The organism is Psychrobacter sp. NC44, assembly GCF_904846655.1.
GTDB lineage: Bacteria > Pseudomonadota > Gammaproteobacteria > Pseudomonadales > Moraxellaceae > Psychrobacter.
In genome coordinates, this window is the sequence record NZ_CAJHBN010000008.1 from 43,998 (window position 1) to 59,416 (window position 15,419).

Below are 15,419 nucleotides of genomic sequence, written 5' to 3' on the forward strand. Positions count from 1 at the left end.
TTAGAGTGACAACCAATCTCTGAGAGACAAATAATCTCCATCAGGGTCTGTCTCGTATTTTACTTGACACTAATATCTGTGACGTTTTTAATTAACGCCAGCGTTTGTGGAAGTGGTAAACCCACGACATTGGTATAGCTACCATTGATACGGCTGACCCAAATAGCACCCAAACCTTGTATACCATAACCACCCGCTTTATCAGCAGGCTCACCACTTTCCCAATAGTTACTCATCATCTCCGCAGTGAGCGCTATAAAGGTCACTTCGGTACGCTCAGTGATTCGTTGCTGATTAATGATTTGAAATACTGGCTCATGAGTTGAGCTGTTAGCCACTTTAGAAGATAATGATATATAAGTTGCTTGAACCGCTGTCCATACTTCATGGACATTATCAGACATCCGTTGCCACATGCTATAAGCGTGCTCACGATCGACTGGCTTGACCAGCACTGTTTGACCATCTGCCAGCACACCGATGGTATCAGACGTTAAAATGATAAGTGAGTCAGAAAAACAGCTTTTATCCGTTTTCAAGCGTGATGCTAGTTGCTGTATGGCAGCCTCAGCTTTAGTGGCGACCATGCGCTCGATATAGTCTGTGGGTGACTCATCATCATGCTTTGTTTCATCAACATCTACACTCAATGTGCTAAATTCTAGTTGTGCTCTTTCTAACAGCTCACGACGGCGCGGCGAACCAGAAGCTAAAATAATATCCATCGCTACTCTCTTTATATCTGAATTTATCTGCCTACTACCGAAAACTGCTGCCTTTTAGTGCATTAACATTAGTTAGTCAGGATTAATAAACACCAGCGCTAAAATCTTATTGGTTGTCAGCAGAATTTTTCTTATGACGCAAATTTACGCAAAGCCAGTAGTACCAATGGCCAGCTGATGATACTCATCAACAGTGATAAGGCAGATTGTGCGACAAAGACATTCTGGATAAACATCTGCAATATCCATAAACATAATTGAAAAACAACCAATCCTAAGCTCGCTAATAACCATGCACTGATGGTATTTAGTTGCCTAATATAAATACTGGTTATTTTTATGAAGAAGGCGACTGCCACGGCGGCAAACGCTTGCTGTCCCAAATGGGTATCCATGAGTAAGTCAGCAATGAGACCGATGGTAAATGCTGTAAAAATACCAACATAGCGTGGCTGAAATAACAACCAAAAAATCAGCACCATGATCATGACCATAGGGCGTAAGGTAGCCATACTAGGACTTAACGGATATACATTGAGCGATGACGCAATAACAAAACTTAGAATGATGGTAGCAATCAGTAGTACCGTTGCATTCTCAGAATCAGGATACGACATGGGTACTTACCTTAACGAATGTATTGATGGCTGCTGTTAAAGCATGAGTGGGTATTGATGGGATAAAAACCATGGCTAAAAATGTATCGACAAAAAGACCAGTTAATAAATAGATGCCAGCCATTATCTTATTGGTACTTACGTATTGAGCACCTAACTTCTTAAAGGTCATTGAGAGTCATATTATTTTTATTCACCAGCTTATCTTGCAGGACTAATACATACGCATTATCGATAAAGTTCGCCGCTGGGGTCACTTCTATACTTCTAAAGTTATCGGCTTGAGTATCTTTAATATGGGCGATACGCCCGACACGATACCCTGCTGGAATACGCCCACCCAATCCTGATGACACCAGCTCATCACCCACACGCACGTCTGAGGTTTTGAATACATAGTCAAGGCTTAATGAGGTTGGTATACCTTGCCCTGTCACGATAGCGCGTTGACCTGTACGCTTGACTGTAACTGCAACCGATTGCTGTTCATCAGTAATCAATAGTAGGCGACTGGTATTGGGATAGACATTAATAATCTGCCCTAAAATACCGTCTTCATCAATCACTGTCTGTCCAACTTGAACCCCGTCTTGAACGCCTTTATTGAGCACCACGATTTGTCTGAGTAAGTTGGTGTCTGTACCAATTACCTGTGCCAAATTAAGATCAAATTGTTCAGGCTTGGTTGTTGATAAAATACCTTGCAGGCGCGCATTTTGTGCCAAAATATAATCTTGCTGCTGTAACTTGGCTTGCGCATGGATAAGCTGAGACTTCAATTGCATGTTTTCGCGGCGCAGCGCTTCTTTAGACTGTAAGCTGCCACCTGCCCAATGCTTGGCATAACTCGGTAACAGTGACAGCTCATAAATAGGCTGCATAGCGGCATGACTGGTACTACGTACTGGATTAAACCATTCTGAATTTTTGCTATCGAACCACATCAGTATTAGAGCTGCTATTAATACAATGGCAGTCTTACGAAGTGCTAACGGCTGGCGCGCAAAAATACTTGGGGTCATAAGTCGTCTAACTCAGGAGTTATAAAATAAGCAGTAGCCAGTACTGGGTTCTAGTTAATGAATGCAATTAAAGGCAGCGCAACTGGCTACCTTTAATTTTATACTGTTTTAACCCACTATTTTTACGCAAGCTATCATCAAGCACGACGAAGATGATTTATCAATACCGCAGTGCTTAACTAAAGCAATCTAAACAAAAATCATGTTCAAGCTTTTGTTATTGATAAAGTCAAGCGCAATACCACCGCCGCGGCTAACACAAGTCAATGGATCTTCAGCAACGGTCACAGGTAGACCTGTCTCTCTTGAAATTAATTTGTCCAAATCACGTAACAGCGCACCGCCGCCCGTCAAAACAATACCACGCTCTGCGATGTCTGATGACAGCTCAGGTGGCGTCTGCTCAAGTGCCGCTTTTACCGCGCTAACGATACCGCTCAGCGGATCACTCAGGGCTTTTTGTACTTCTTCTGAATTAACAGTAAAGGTTTTTGGCACGCCTTCTGCCATGCTACGACCGCGAACTTCGACTTCTAGCTGACTGTCTTCATTCAAAGCAGAGCCAACTTCGTGCTTAATACGCTCAGCTGTCGTCTCACCAATCACACAACCATGGGTACGGCGCACGTGGGTGATAATCGCGTCATCAAACATATCGCCACCGATACGAATCGACTCAGCATAAACGCAACCAGATAACGCGATAACGGCAATCTCCGTCGTGCCGCCACCAATATCAACCACCATCGAACCGCTGGCCTCATGAACTGGCAAGCCAGCACCGATGGCAGCTGCCATTGGCTCTTCTAACAATAGTACTTTACTCGCACCTGCCGAAGATACCGCTTCACGAATCGCTTTACGCTCAACCAGAGTAGACTTACAAGGCACACAAACCACCACGTTAGGCTGCGCCATAAAACGCTTGGCTTTTACCTTCGTGATGAAATGCTTGAGCATTTTTTGCGTCACTTCAAAGTCAGCAATCACGCCGTCTTTTAATGGGCGAATCGCTGTAATGTTAGCAGGTGTACGACCAAGCATCTGCTTGGCATCAATACCAACAGCCGCAACGGTAGGGTTTTGGGTACGATTACTTCGTAACGCAACCACCGTAGGCTCGTCAAGTACGACGCCTTTATTAGGAATAAAAATGAGAGTGTTCGCAGTACCGAGGTCGATAGCGATATTATTTGATAAAAATCCAAACAGGTTCATGACTAATATTTCCAGCGTATTACAAATGAGGCGAATGAGGCGAATGAGATTGACTGAGGCGTTACTCGTCAGCGTTGAGCAGGTCGTCGTTAGACATTACTTATGGCGAAATTTGAACCTCGCAACAAGTCAAACCTAAGCAATAATGATGCAATGGAAAAACTGAGCTAAATTATACCGATTTGGCTCAAAAAAAACACAGATATTTGCATCAGTAAGTCAGGATTTCGGTCTTAAACGCTAAAAGTTGTTACAAAGTTTAAAATAGCAGTAAATACCATTCGACTTAATGAAACATCATTTAATTCAATAACTAACAAGGCTCTACAGGCAAATGATAATTTTGCTTAGCAGCACAGGTGCATACTGTAACGTATTTCAGAACGTAATGGGTAAGCAATTGAGAATCAATCGTGAATTATACGGTCAATTTTGCAAATCACGCCATCTTGGTTGATATTGTGCATCAATCAAGCGTCATGCTCTGTAAACTTAAGCCAGATGCTTTATAATAAAGCCACTATATATACATCTTAAGATAAACCCCTTGTTTTAGTTTGTGTTAATAATTATCTATATCTAATGCTTGCCTATTTTAGCCGCATTCTACTCTAACAAAAACTGTCCTTCACTGGAGAAACTATGTCACAGCAACCAGCAACGTCTGACAGCAACGTCAGCCGTGAAGAAATCCTAGAAGTTGCCAACCTTGCACGTTTGGGTGTCGATGAAAGCACAGCCGATAGCTATGCCGGCGATATTAGTAAAGTATTAAAACTGATGAATACGTTATCTAACGTGGATACCACAGGCATCAAACCCTTAGCGAATATCCATGAAGCTTGCCAAGAATTGCGGGCTGATGTGGCCAAACACGATATCAACCGCGCGCGCAATCAGTCAGTCGCCCCAGCTGTTGAAAATGGCTTATATTTGGTTCCACAAGTGATTGAATAAGCAGCGCGCTGCTTTAATCGCTACCCTATTTTACTTTATGCTATTCACATTTTGACGGACGACACCTTATGTCAGAACTTCATTTATTAAGTACCCAGCAGCTTATTACGGGCTTGCAAGACAAACAATTTAGCAGCCTTGAGCTGACAGAACACTACATCAAGCGTATAGATGCGCTAGACAATAAGATTAACAGCTTTATCACTCATACTTCTGAGACAGCACGCGCGCAAGCAAAGGCAGCAGACGAGATGCGCGCGCAAGGCGATCAGCGTCCATTACTTGGCGTACCGATGGCGCACAAAGACATCTTTTGTACCCAAGGTGTACTGACGACTTGTGGCTCTAAGATGCTGCATAACTTTGTCTCGCCTTATGACGCTACCATCGTTTCTAATATCGACAAAGCAGGCATGATTAGCTTGGGCAAGCTCAATATGGATGAGTTTGCGATGGGCTCAGACAATAGCAGCTCATACTACGGCACGGTACAGAATCCTTGGAACCTAGAGCGCGTCCCCGGTGGTTCATCAGGTGGTAGTGCTGCCGCCGTTGCCGCAGGTTTTGTCCCAGTCGCAACGGGCAGTGATACTGGTGGCTCTATTCGCCAGCCTGCCTCATTTTGTGGTTTAACCGGTATCAAGCCCACTTATGGTCGCGTCTCTCGCTTTGGGATGATTGCCTATGCCTCAAGTCTGGATCAAGCGGGTAGCATGGGGCGCAGCGCTAAAGATTGTGCCTATCTGCTACAGCCAATGATTGGTCACGATCCACGCGATGCAACGTCCATCAAGTATGATATGCCTGACTACGTACAAGATATCAGCGATGCAGAAGCTGCGGCTGGCGATAAGCCATTTAACGGTCTACGTATTGGTGTTGCCAAAGAATACTTTAGTGCGGGACTAGACGCTGAAGTAGAAACGGCCGTACGTGCTGCTCTGAACAAGTATGAAGAGCTAGGTGCGACGATTGTGGAGGTGAATATCACTGACCCTGAGATTACCCTTGCCACTTACTACATGCTCGCCCCTGCCGAAGCCTCATCAAACCTGTCACGCTTCGATGGCGTACGCTTTGGCTATCGCTGTGAGAATCCAACCGATCTGCTCGATCTATACACGCGTTCACGCTCTGAAGGCTTTGGTCCTGAAGTACAACGCCGTATCTTGACCGGCACTTATGCACTTTCGGCAGGTTACTTTGATGCGTACTATACCAAAGCACAAAAAATCCGCCGCTTAATCGTCAAAGACTTCGATGAAGCCTTTGCTAGCTGTGATGTGATTGCTAGCCCAACAGCACCAACCGCTGCTTACAAGCTTACTGACAACCTTGATCCTGCGACCATGTACTTGGGTGACGTTTATACCATCGCGGTCAACTTAGCGGGTCTACCTGCGCTTAGCCAGCCAGTTGGTCTAACCTCAGAAGGTTTGCCTATTGGCTTACAATTAATCGGTAAGCATTGGCAAGAGAGCCAATTGCTCACGACTGCTCATTTATTCCAGCAGCATACAGACCATAATCTACAACACTCTGCCATCGCAAAGGAGACGGTATAATGAGTACAGCTACTACTGATAACAATGCCGTGCGCGAGCATGCCGTGCGTAAAGAGCTTTTCGTCGATGGTTATGAAGTGGTCATCGGCATTGAGATTCACTGTCAACTCAATACGGAAAGTAAAATATTCTCAAGTGCGCCGACTGACTTTGGTCATGAGCCAAACAGCCAAGCTAGCATCGTAGACTTAGGTCTGCCTGGCGTATTGCCAGTGCTAAATGCTGGTGTGGTCGATCGTGCCCTAAAATTCGGTATCGGTGTCAACGCTGAGTTAGGTCTATTTAATACGTTTGACCGTAAAAACTACTTCTATCCAGATTTGCCTAAAGGCTATCAAATCACTCAGATGGCAAACCCTATCGTTGGCGAAGGCTATATCGATGTGGTGGTCAATGAAGGGGATAAGAACGAATATCCAAAACGTATGGGTATCACCCGCGCACATTTAGAAGAAGATGCGGGTAAATCAGTTCACGATGCCGTCGATGGTATGACTGGTGTGGATTTGAACCGTGCTGGTACGCCATTAATCGAAATCGTCTCTGAGCCAGACATGCGCTCAGCTCACGAAGCCCTTGCCTATATCAAAGCCATTCATCAGCTGGTCACGTGGCTTGGTATTTCAGACGCAGTGATGGCGGAAGGCTCATTCCGTTGTGATTGTAACGTCTCTATTCGTAAGCCTGGTGCTGAATTGGGTACGCGTACTGAGCTAAAAAACCTCAACTCGTTCCGCTTTATCGAACGCGCCATCAATCGTGAAATCGAGCGTCAAATCGACATCATTGAGGACGGTGGAAAAGTCGTGCAGGCAACGATGCTGTATGATCCAGAGCGCGACGAAACTCGTGTGATGCGTACCAAAGAAGACGCTAACGATTATCGTTACTTCCCTGACCCTGACTTGCTACCTGTGCGTATCGAACAGCATACGGTTGATAGCATTCGTGCAGCAATGCCGGAGCTACCCGTTGCTCGTCGTGCCCGTTTTGAAGAAGCGCTTGGTCTATCAGAATATGATGCTCGCATCCTAACGGGTAGTCGTCAAATTGCTGATTATTTCGAAGCAGTCGTCGAAGAAATTGGGCGAGCAGATGCCAAAATGGCTGGCAACTGGGTGATGGGTGACCTACTCGGTGCGCTAAATAAAGATGATAAAGAAATTACTGACTCCCCTATCAGCGCCAAGCAATTGGCTGGTATGCTAGCCCGAATCAAAGATGACACGCTATCTGGCAAATTGGCGAAGAAAGTCTTTAGCGCTCTATACGAGCGTGAAGGCGGTGATGCTGATGATGCCGCTGACAAAATCATCGAAGAAAAAGGGCTTAAGCAAGAAACCGATACGGGCGCTATTAAAGCCATCGTTGAAGAAGTCATCGCTAAAAATGCAGCCATGGTTGAAGAGTATCGCGGCGGTAAAGAAAAAGCCTTTAACGGTCTGGTCGGTCAAGTCATGAAAGCAAGTCGTGGTAGTGCCAACCCGCAGCAAGTCAACCAAATCCTCAAAGAGCTACTAGGTTAAGGATAATTGCTGATTGGTTTTGCCCATTGGTTATGCTGACTGTGATACGTAAATTAAGGTTATAGAGTTTGACTAAAATAAATAGCCCTTGCAATATGCATAATTTTGCGTAAAATAGTCAGTCATTCGGGGCGTAGCGCAGTCTGGTAGCGCACTACACTGGGGGTGTAGTGGTCGCAGGTTCAAATCCTGCCGTTCCGACCAAACATAGTAGTAAAGAAAAAAGCCAATCATTGTTTTCAATGGTTGGCTTTTTTTTGATTAAAATTTGGGCAATGCCTTACAGTTGTTACTTTTAGTAGGTGTAGGTATGACATTTAAATTACTTTGATGACAAATCTACAGATTACTAGCCCCTGCACAGACATCTTTGTTCAAAACCACTGTTTCTACCAAATTATCCTGATTGTCATAACTAGATAGCTTAACCACAACATTATTAGCAGCTTGGTATTTTGCGCCATAAAAATCATTACAAAGCTCAGTCATACCCGACTCTTGGAAACTAGGCTCCATGTTCTTAAAAGCGAGTGAGCTTGAGTATAGGTCGACATGCCAGCTCATCAAGTGATTTTTACCACCCAATTTAAAATCAGGTTGCTCATTTTTAATCTTTTTATTAAACATATGATCCATTAAGTCAAAAAAAGTAGACGCGGCTTCTAAGTCTACGTAACGGTAGTTTTCATCTACGACCTCAAACTCTTTAAAATACTTATCCATAGCATCAAAAGCACTGGCACTGGCATTGGCATTGGCATTGGTAGCGAATGTAACACCCATCAGAACAGCAGTAACTAGCCATGCTTTCATAATATATTACCTCTCATAACGATCATCTTTATCTATTCAAACAATTCAAACTGTTGCTTGATTTTATTATACATATAATTACTTTTTTCATCAGAACTTGATTTTCCATTACTCTCATTACCAATATGGCCTAGTTTCACAATTTATTTCCTCAATTTTATACTTGATAGCAGCAATACAGTATTTGTCTTCACTCACATACTCCCTACTCTCATAATTACAAGTTTCTTTTTTATTAAATAGAGTGCACCTTCGAACCTTGTCATAGTTTAAGCTGTCATTAACCACCATAACATGATTAATTGCTTACTGAATATCTTGTGAAATATGCTCTTAGGGCAAAGTAGGTTTCTGTGCCATAGTCAAAGTTGCGCCCATAGACGCACAGGCAGTGGACTTATCATGCATGAAATATTTTACAGATGCTTATTTATCATAGATTATCATCTTAGTATTAATAGTAAGGCATTATCGAGCAACAATATTTGGCTTGATACAAGTTATGGATAGAATATCTTGTTATTTTCAGGCATTAGCCGACAAGTGGTCACAACATTAACATAATACGATTGACCATAGACTTTTATAGAGCGAGCCGTTAGGGTAAATGCTACACCTTTACACTGGTTTATCCTATGTCAGAGCCTATCGCTCAGCCCACCTCTACCCGCCCTATAGATGATGCCCCTTGGGAGCGTTACAAGCGACCTTATGTGCGTGATTTGGCTTATGCACTTGCTTGTCCTAACGTATTAACGCAGTGGATAGACTTTGCACCGCAGGAGAACACACATGCGATTTCAGTACATAGCGCCAGATTTTGGCAGGTACAATTTGAAGCGTATAAGCAACGATTAACAGAACTAGATACTACTACTGATTATCAAGAATTGACCCGTTATTTACTCAAGCGTCCAAGTCCCAATCGATTGGGGTTTCATTTTGAAGGGTTAATTTCTTTTTGGTTAGAAGATGGGTTTGCGCGTAAGTTGCATCTATACGAGACAATCGCTAATAACATACAGTTATTTAACGGCAAGCAGACGACTGGTGAGCTGGATTTAATCTTATATAATCATGGAGAAAATCTGGTCGAGCATTGGGAGCTGGCGATTAAGTTTTTTATGGGATCAGCGCCTTTTGCTCCTGAGAACTGGGTTGGCATCAACTCCAATGACAATTTACAGCGTAAAATGACCCATATGCAAACCAAGCAGTTTCGTACCGTATGGGTAGATACCGAAAAGCATGGACAAGTTAAAATTGATAAGCGTTATGGGATAATTAAAGGACGCTTCTTTTTGCCAATCAATACCTGTAATTTTACTTATCCGCCTTGGTTAGCGCCAAGCTTTCCTATACATAAATGGTGCGATAACACCGATATGACTAATCTTGCGACGCTTGATATAAGGGCATTACGAGCTGCCCATTATATCGAATGGTTTACTAGGCGCGACTGCTATGATGGACGACAGCCGCAGGTAGCTTGGTCAAACGACGCAATGCCTATGCCTACGACAGGACTATACTTCGAAGGTCATAGTCCGATCGTCATTTATCCTGAACAGCGCGACAAAACGCATGATAAATTTTAGTAACGTCCACCGCATTATATGCACATCGACGCTTTAGCCATCTGCTTTATTAATGCAATGAATCAAGCTACCAAGCATAGCGTCCATACAAGCTAATCTCACTGCGTTTGGCTTTTTCTGAATCGAGACTGTCGGTCAGCAATTTGATGCCAGCATAACGACTGTCTACAGCAAGACCCAATGCTTGCGTTTGCGGCTCTATCAAGCCCGTCACCGTAATGGGGAAAGCATCGTTGGACGTTTGGTAGCCTGCGGATAATTGATATAAGTCTTGAATGTCATTCACTTGACCATGTAGACCGAGCTGCCATTGACTGTCTAGCTGATGCTGAAGGCTACCTTCCACTCGCCATGGCAATGTCTGTGTGACATCATCAGTGCTAAGCTGCCCTTCAATCGTATAGAGAGGTCTGCCGTTGACGTCATAATCCAATGCATAACGAGTGCTTGGCATGTCTTTCCAGTGCATACGTCCAAGGATATCGTAGCCACTCAGAGACAACTGCGTACTATCAGACAACTGACCTGTGAGCTGCAAATCGAGCGAATAACCATATCCCGAAGGTTTCGCGGGGTTCCAGTCTAGATTTTCCTCCCCTAAAGCCGGTTCATCATAGTAATAATCGATGTAAGCGTTGGTTTTATCCAAACTGTCTCGTATGTCTGTCACCTCATTATTTGGCAACACTCTGGTGCTTAAATCGCCAACTATCTTACCTTCTAATGCATGCAGTCCTTGCCAGAGATTGGCACGAGTAGTCAATTGCCAGTTAGGCATGAGCTGCTGCGTCAGACCAATATTAGCACCGAATCTTTCATTGTGCTTGGCTTCCAAAAATAACGGATAATCTTGACTGGTACTTGAGGGCTGTTTATTTTCATACTGCCAATAAACTTCGGCAGTCTCTTTGCTAAACGTCATTAAATAATCATAACGCCAACCTAGACCGTAGCTAATCGCACTGCCCGCAGGACGAATCTCAAGCGACGTCCGACCTTGGGCATAAGCATGATCACCCGAGTCCAAAGGGGCACTCCAATCGTCTAAAAATGCTGAGATAGGCTGTGTTGGGCTATGAGCCGTTGCCATCACACTCCACTCTATCTGTGCGTCTGATTGTTTGGTCTGACTGTCTAGCAACCCTGTCGCTTGGGGGTAGAAGTAAAAATTCGTATCAGCAGCTGGTATATCTGCACTATCAGCAACCGCAGCGCTGGATATCATCATAGCGGCAATCGCTGGCGTAGTGATTAACTTGGTACGGCTGTATAAATGCGATGCTAAGCTTTTAGGTAAAAAACCATAGAGAATTGAAACGTTATATGGCATAAATTTCTCACGTTTATTAGAGAGCATAAAAAAGAGACAGTAATCTGTCTCTTTTTTTGTTGCTATACCTCAATCGCTACTAACAACGGTTGAGAGTCGATGTGACACATGATTTGATTATAGAATAATTAAACTGTCATCAGTAAATTTGGCAGTAACTTTGCCATCATTATCCATCAAATCACCGTAGTCTTTACCGTTAACCATGATATCGCCAAGCTTACCCATTTTATCTTTGATAAAATCACCATTGGCATCGACATTTAACTTGATCGATGCTTTATTTTGCTCAACGGTAAACTGGGTGCTAACCACATCATAGTTATTATCTAAGCTTGACTTACCTGTTACAAATAGCTTCTTACCCTCTACGCTAGCAGTCAGACCTTGTAGCTCAATAACATTACGAGCAGTACGTTTAAGATTGGCTTGGAAATCAAGTGGAATCGTCGTTGTGCTCTCTTTCGTTACCTTGCCCTTAATCGCCAATACTATTTCCATACCTACGTATTTATTGGCGGCTTCTTCGATATCACCGACTTCATCGATTATGATAAATTTCTTTATATCAGCGTCATTGGCAGTCGCGTTCAGTGTAATCTCTACATCAGTCATCGGTTTTTGCTTGGTCATCTTGCCCGTTATAGCAAACTTATAAGGGATAGTTCTAACCACCAGACTGTTATCTGCTAGCTTTCTGCTGACATCCAGTGCGGCAAATTCAAAATCTTTTGCTTCAATCACGCTATCATTAGCCGTCAACTTCAGGCTGCTTAATTTGATGACCGCCTTTTCTAGTGTGATGCCTTCTCTATTTGCATCATTGATATCAAACTCATCATTGACCACGACTTTATCACTGAATTGACCACTGACTGTTGCGCCTTTAGTATTTGAGCTGAGGGCAACGATATCAGTGCCAGTGCCAATTTTAATACTCTTGAAACCCAAGCTGCCGTTAAAGTTATCTGTACTGGTGTTTGAGCTTAACGCATCTTCAAAGCCATCAAATGCTACCTTAAAACTGTCTTGATTGACGACAACAGATCCGTACAAACCTGTTTGTGGGTTATACAAATAATCGTATTCTTCAACATCTACTTTGGTTGTACCATTCAAGGTAAACTTACCGTCAGTACTTAGCGTTGCGACAAAACCATTTTCGGGCGTTAAAGTGATATTGCCTAATGCGACCTCAAATTTTGCATCATTGGCTAATGCTAAGATATCAGCTGCCGTGAGCTGTGACACATCATTCTCTTCCATATAGTATTTTAGATCACTTGGGATATCGAAGGTATAACCAAGTCGCGTATCTTGCTTTTCTGTAAGGATATCACTTACATCTTCGTAAGCATCTGTAACCGCTTTATTGTCACTGACAAATAACTTGGCGGTACGAATCATCTCTTTCGCTTGCTCGATCTCAGACAAACTATTATCGACAGGCGGCTTAACTGGCACATCAGGCGTATTAGTACCATTACCGGAAGAGCTATTATTATTGTCATCACCACAGCCTGCTAACGCTAACGTGCTGGCTAACGCTAATGCGCTCAATTTAAAAAATTTCATAACACAGTCCTTTATAAAGTAATTTTAAAAACTAGAAGCACCAAAATCTTTATCTAATTAAGCAAATAATGCCTTAATTCACAAAAGCGCCTCTTAATTTAGAAAACTTAAGTTTGCTTTAAAATAATAATACTCTTATTTAAGTAACTTATCTATAAAGTAAACGGATATAACAGCAATGTTACACAAAAAAATAAATGCCGTTGTTGCGACTAATCTTGACTGCCTGCTAAAGATACTTTATCAATAATTTTCAATCACTTGCATCAGCTCGTACCTGAGCATATCTGCGCTTGGCATGCGCTCAGCGTGAAAGCGCACAATAGCAATACCGGCACTAGCAAGGGCTTTGTCTTTTTTGTCATCCGCCTTTTGACGCGCTTTACTCGTGTGTGTCCAATCATCAAGCTCGATAGCAACCAGCGTGGTCTGCGCATCAATATCCACAATCACATAATCGACGCTTTGACGACAGATACGATTGAACCAAAAGCTACGCTCGGACGCCTCACTGCTATTGCCTTCGATAATGCGTGACAGTTGAACTTGAACGAAAATATGATACTCCGGCAACGCACTTTTTAGCTTATTAAAGAAAATGACTTCCGTATCCGTCATAATCGGCATCGGCGCAAACGGCCAAATAGCCAACTCATCACCGCGTACTGGCTTTGGATCAGGCTCAACAACTGGAGGGCTTTTCAACAGCTTTGGTACGGTAATCAGCCCTAAAAACCCAACGGCCAATATTAAAAATATAACACCAAATGACATGGTTTTACCTTATACATGATTAAGGCAGCCAAATATGTATGACGACTTCCATAAAGTGACATACATACTCAACTGCGACAGGGCAGCCCTTATAGGCTGACCCGTTATACAGAAAAAATCAGGGGCAATCGGCGCACATCGTAGCTAAGCTTACGCCAATCAGCAAACACTAAAACAAAAAACACGACAATAAATGTCGTGTTTGAATAAAACTCAGATAAAACAATAAAATCTAACAAAGACTCTGCTGTTTATTTAGCAATAACAGTCATCCGATTATCGTGATTTTAATGCTATTTTAGCGCCAGTATAAAACCCAAGCACTGGTCGTATTGACCTTGGGATCGCTATTAATTTTATCTTTTAACGCTAACGCTGCCACTTTGCCTCGCTCAGGACCGACGATGACGCGAACCCCGCGGCTGGTAGGGCTGGTCTTAACTTGGTAGCCTGCAGATTTAAATTTCTTTGCCAGCTCATCTGCTTTGGCTTGATCGTTTGCCAATGCTACTTGCACCCCAAAGCTGCCTTTGGCGTCGGTTTCTTTGACTTCTTTACGGGCTTCACTGAGTTTCTGCTGTGCTTCACGCTTAGCATCCGCTGATTTTTTGGCTAAAGCCTCTTCTTTCTGACGCTTGTCTTCACGTGCCTGCTCAGCCGCTGCCGCTTCACGTGCTAATCGCTCCACTTGCTTACGTGATGGAATGGTGATGTTTTGACCCAGTTGCAGCGATGTCGACGGTGACAGATCGTTCGCTTGTGCCAATACTTCTACTGGCATATTGTACTGCCGTGCCAGTTTAATCAGCCCATCTCCTCTTTTGACTTGATAATCAGAAGGCGATTTTGGTGGCTCATTTTTAGCCGCTGCTGCTGCCGCTTGTTTTTTCTCAGCCGCAGCTTGCGCTTGTTTCTTAGCATCCGCTTGTCTTTTTGCTTCCGCTTCTTTTTTACTGTCTGCTAGTTTCTTTGCGGCAGCCTGCTCTTTAATCGCCGCTTGCCTTTGAGCTTCTTGTTGCGCTTGGGCAGCTTTTTGCTGGTTGCCAGTGTTTGTCTCACTTTCAGCTGACGCAGCAGCGCTAGTCTTTTTTATTGGCATTGTAGTGGCATCTTTTTCCGCATCGGATTTGGATTTATCACTCTCTTCAGCAGCTGCTGCACTACTGGCCATGTACTGCTGACTTTCTGCACGGGCTTTTGCCAATGCTTCCGCCTCAGCGGCTTCTTGTTCAGTTAAGAACTGCTGGGCACGTTTTTCTTGTTCAGCAACACGAGCAGCGCGCTCTTTTTGTTTTTCTGCCAAGATACGTTTTTCAGTCTCGATATCCGTCGTCAGCGGCTGAGGAGACTCTTGCTCAGGGCTTGGCTTATCTACTATTGCTGACGCTGGTTGTGGTTCATTACTATCACCAATCTGTTGCACCATGGCGTATAGCATTACGCTACCGCCGATAATCATCCCAATGCCCAATAAGGCTTGTCTCGAAAAGTTCATCCGTTTACGTCTCTTAGTTGGTAATAAGGTTGATTGAGCGGCGCAACTGCCGTCTCAAAACTGTGTTTAGATAGTTTTAATAGCCTTGAGAGGTGTCATTGCCACCAGTTGCGTCCATCCGTTTTTAAATGTTATGCCAAGCGTTTAATGCCATTATAGAGCAACTTGCCAAATCACTTTGATTATAAAGCATATTTTTCATAC

General features: G+C 43.5%; 13 protein-coding genes and 1 tRNA gene. 5 read left to right on the plus strand and 9 right to left on the minus strand.

Annotated features, from left to right (window positions below):
• Positions 1-59: 59 nt before the first annotated feature.
• The 4 genes from JMX95_RS07720 to JMX95_RS07735 form a co-directional block, all read right to left on the minus strand.
• Positions 60-725 (minus strand): Maf family protein, encoded by a 666-nt coding sequence (locus JMX95_RS07720; RefSeq protein WP_201553290.1) that lies wholly within the window; start codon positions 723-725, stop codon positions 60-62.
• Between the two features lie 131 nt (positions 726-856).
• Positions 857-1,342 carry a rod shape-determining protein MreD gene (gene mreD / locus JMX95_RS07725; RefSeq protein WP_045446600.1) on the minus strand — a complete coding sequence of 162 codons (486 nt, stop codon included), beginning with the start codon at positions 1,340-1,342 and terminating at the stop codon, positions 857-859.
• Between the two features lie 161 nt (positions 1,343-1,503).
• Positions 1,504-2,364 (minus strand): rod shape-determining protein MreC, encoded by an 861-nt coding sequence (gene mreC / locus JMX95_RS07730; RefSeq protein WP_201560450.1) that lies wholly within the window; start codon positions 2,362-2,364, stop codon positions 1,504-1,506.
• A 189-nt stretch (positions 2,365-2,553) separates the two neighbouring features.
• Positions 2,554-3,582: a rod shape-determining protein gene (locus JMX95_RS07735; protein WP_083475748.1), complete on the minus strand. Its 1,029-nt coding sequence runs from the start codon at positions 3,580-3,582 to the stop codon at positions 2,554-2,556.
• Positions 3,583-4,224: 642 nt separating this feature from the next.
• Here JMX95_RS07735 and gatC point away from each other — a divergent pair.
• The 4 genes from gatC (at position 4,225) to JMX95_RS07755 (ending at position 7,834) form a co-directional block, all read left to right on the plus strand.
• Positions 4,225-4,539, plus strand: coding sequence for an Asp-tRNA(Asn)/Glu-tRNA(Gln) amidotransferase subunit GatC (gatC, locus tag JMX95_RS07740; protein ID WP_201553288.1), 315 nt, complete (start codon positions 4,225-4,227; stop codon positions 4,537-4,539).
• A gap of 68 nt (positions 4,540-4,607) precedes the next feature.
• Positions 4,608-6,104, plus strand: coding sequence for an Asp-tRNA(Asn)/Glu-tRNA(Gln) amidotransferase subunit GatA (gatA, locus tag JMX95_RS07745; protein ID WP_201553285.1), 1,497 nt, complete (start codon positions 4,608-4,610; stop codon positions 6,102-6,104).
• On the plus strand, positions 6,104-7,630 hold the full coding sequence (gene gatB / locus JMX95_RS07750; RefSeq protein ID WP_201553282.1) for an Asp-tRNA(Asn)/Glu-tRNA(Gln) amidotransferase subunit GatB: 1,527 nt from the start codon (positions 6,104-6,106) through the stop codon (positions 7,628-7,630). The genes gatA and gatB overlap by 1 nt, the downstream gene beginning before the upstream one ends.
• A gap of 127 nt (positions 7,631-7,757) precedes the next feature.
• Positions 7,758-7,834, plus strand: a tRNA-Pro gene (locus tag JMX95_RS07755).
• Positions 7,835-7,969: 135 nt separating this feature from the next.
• On the opposite strand, the gene JMX95_RS07760 is transcribed toward JMX95_RS07755, so the two are convergent.
• A complete protein-coding gene (locus tag JMX95_RS07760) occupies positions 7,970-8,443 on the minus strand; it encodes a hypothetical protein (protein WP_201540385.1) in 474 nt (157 codons plus the stop codon).
• 635 nt (positions 8,444-9,078) lie between these two features.
• Between JMX95_RS07760 and JMX95_RS07765 the strand changes: the two genes are divergently transcribed.
• Positions 9,079-10,041 (plus strand): DUF1853 family protein, encoded by a 963-nt coding sequence (locus JMX95_RS07765; RefSeq protein ID WP_201553279.1) that lies wholly within the window; start codon positions 9,079-9,081, stop codon positions 10,039-10,041.
• 67 nt (positions 10,042-10,108) lie between these two features.
• On the opposite strand, the gene JMX95_RS07770 is transcribed toward JMX95_RS07765, so the two are convergent.
• The 4 genes from JMX95_RS07770 to JMX95_RS07785 form a co-directional block, all read right to left on the minus strand.
• Positions 10,109-11,371 carry a DUF5723 family protein gene (locus JMX95_RS07770; protein ID WP_157908401.1) on the minus strand — a complete coding sequence of 421 codons (1,263 nt, stop codon included), beginning with the start codon at positions 11,369-11,371 and terminating at the stop codon, positions 10,109-10,111.
• A gap of 117 nt (positions 11,372-11,488) precedes the next feature.
• Entirely contained in the window at positions 11,489-12,946 is a 1,458-nt protein-coding gene (locus tag JMX95_RS07775) for a hypothetical protein (protein ID WP_201560451.1), read from the minus strand.
• 243 nt (positions 12,947-13,189) lie between these two features.
• Positions 13,190-13,720 (minus strand): DUF2726 domain-containing protein, encoded by a 531-nt coding sequence (locus tag JMX95_RS07780; RefSeq protein ID WP_201553272.1) that lies wholly within the window; start codon positions 13,718-13,720, stop codon positions 13,190-13,192.
• Between the two features lie 298 nt (positions 13,721-14,018).
• Positions 14,019-15,215 carry an SPOR and LysM peptidoglycan-binding domain-containing protein gene (locus JMX95_RS07785; RefSeq protein ID WP_201553269.1) on the minus strand — a complete coding sequence of 399 codons (1,197 nt, stop codon included), beginning with the start codon at positions 15,213-15,215 and terminating at the stop codon, positions 14,019-14,021.
• Positions 15,216-15,419 lie beyond the last annotated feature (204 nt).

Bases quoted from the DNA above. Each gene is read 5' to 3' on its own strand.
- JMX95_RS07775 (WP_201560451.1), bottom strand. From the start codon at position 12,946: ATGAAATTTTTTAAATTGAGCGCATTAGCGTTAGCCAGCACGTTAGCG.
- JMX95_RS07780 (WP_201553272.1), bottom strand. From the start codon at position 13,720: ATGTCATTTGGTGTTATATTTTTAATATTGGCCGTTGGGTTTTTAGGG.
- JMX95_RS07720 (WP_201553290.1), bottom strand. From the start codon at position 725: ATGGATATTATTTTAGCTTCTGGTTCGCCGCGCCGTCGTGAGCTGTTA.
- JMX95_RS07785 (WP_201553269.1), bottom strand. From the start codon at position 15,215: ATGAACTTTTCGAGACAAGCCTTATTGGGCATTGGGATGATTATCGGC.
- gatA (WP_201553285.1), top strand. From the start codon at position 4,608: ATGTCAGAACTTCATTTATTAAGTACCCAGCAGCTTATTACGGGCTTG.
- mreD (WP_045446600.1), bottom strand. From the start codon at position 1,342: ATGTCGTATCCTGATTCTGAGAATGCAACGGTACTACTGATTGCTACC.
- mreC (WP_201560450.1), bottom strand. From the start codon at position 2,364: ATGACCCCAAGTATTTTTGCGCGCCAGCCGTTAGCACTTCGTAAGACT.
- JMX95_RS07765 (WP_201553279.1), top strand. From the start codon at position 9,079: ATGTCAGAGCCTATCGCTCAGCCCACCTCTACCCGCCCTATAGATGAT.
- gatB (WP_201553282.1), top strand. From the start codon at position 6,104: ATGAGTACAGCTACTACTGATAACAATGCCGTGCGCGAGCATGCCGTG.
- JMX95_RS07735 (WP_083475748.1), bottom strand. From the start codon at position 3,582: ATGAACCTGTTTGGATTTTTATCAAATAATATCGCTATCGACCTCGGT.
- JMX95_RS07760 (WP_201540385.1), bottom strand. From the start codon at position 8,443: ATGAAAGCATGGCTAGTTACTGCTGTTCTGATGGGTGTTACATTCGCT.
- gatC (WP_201553288.1), top strand. From the start codon at position 4,225: ATGTCACAGCAACCAGCAACGTCTGACAGCAACGTCAGCCGTGAAGAA.
- JMX95_RS07770 (WP_157908401.1), bottom strand. From the start codon at position 11,371: ATGCCATATAACGTTTCAATTCTCTATGGTTTTTTACCTAAAAGCTTA.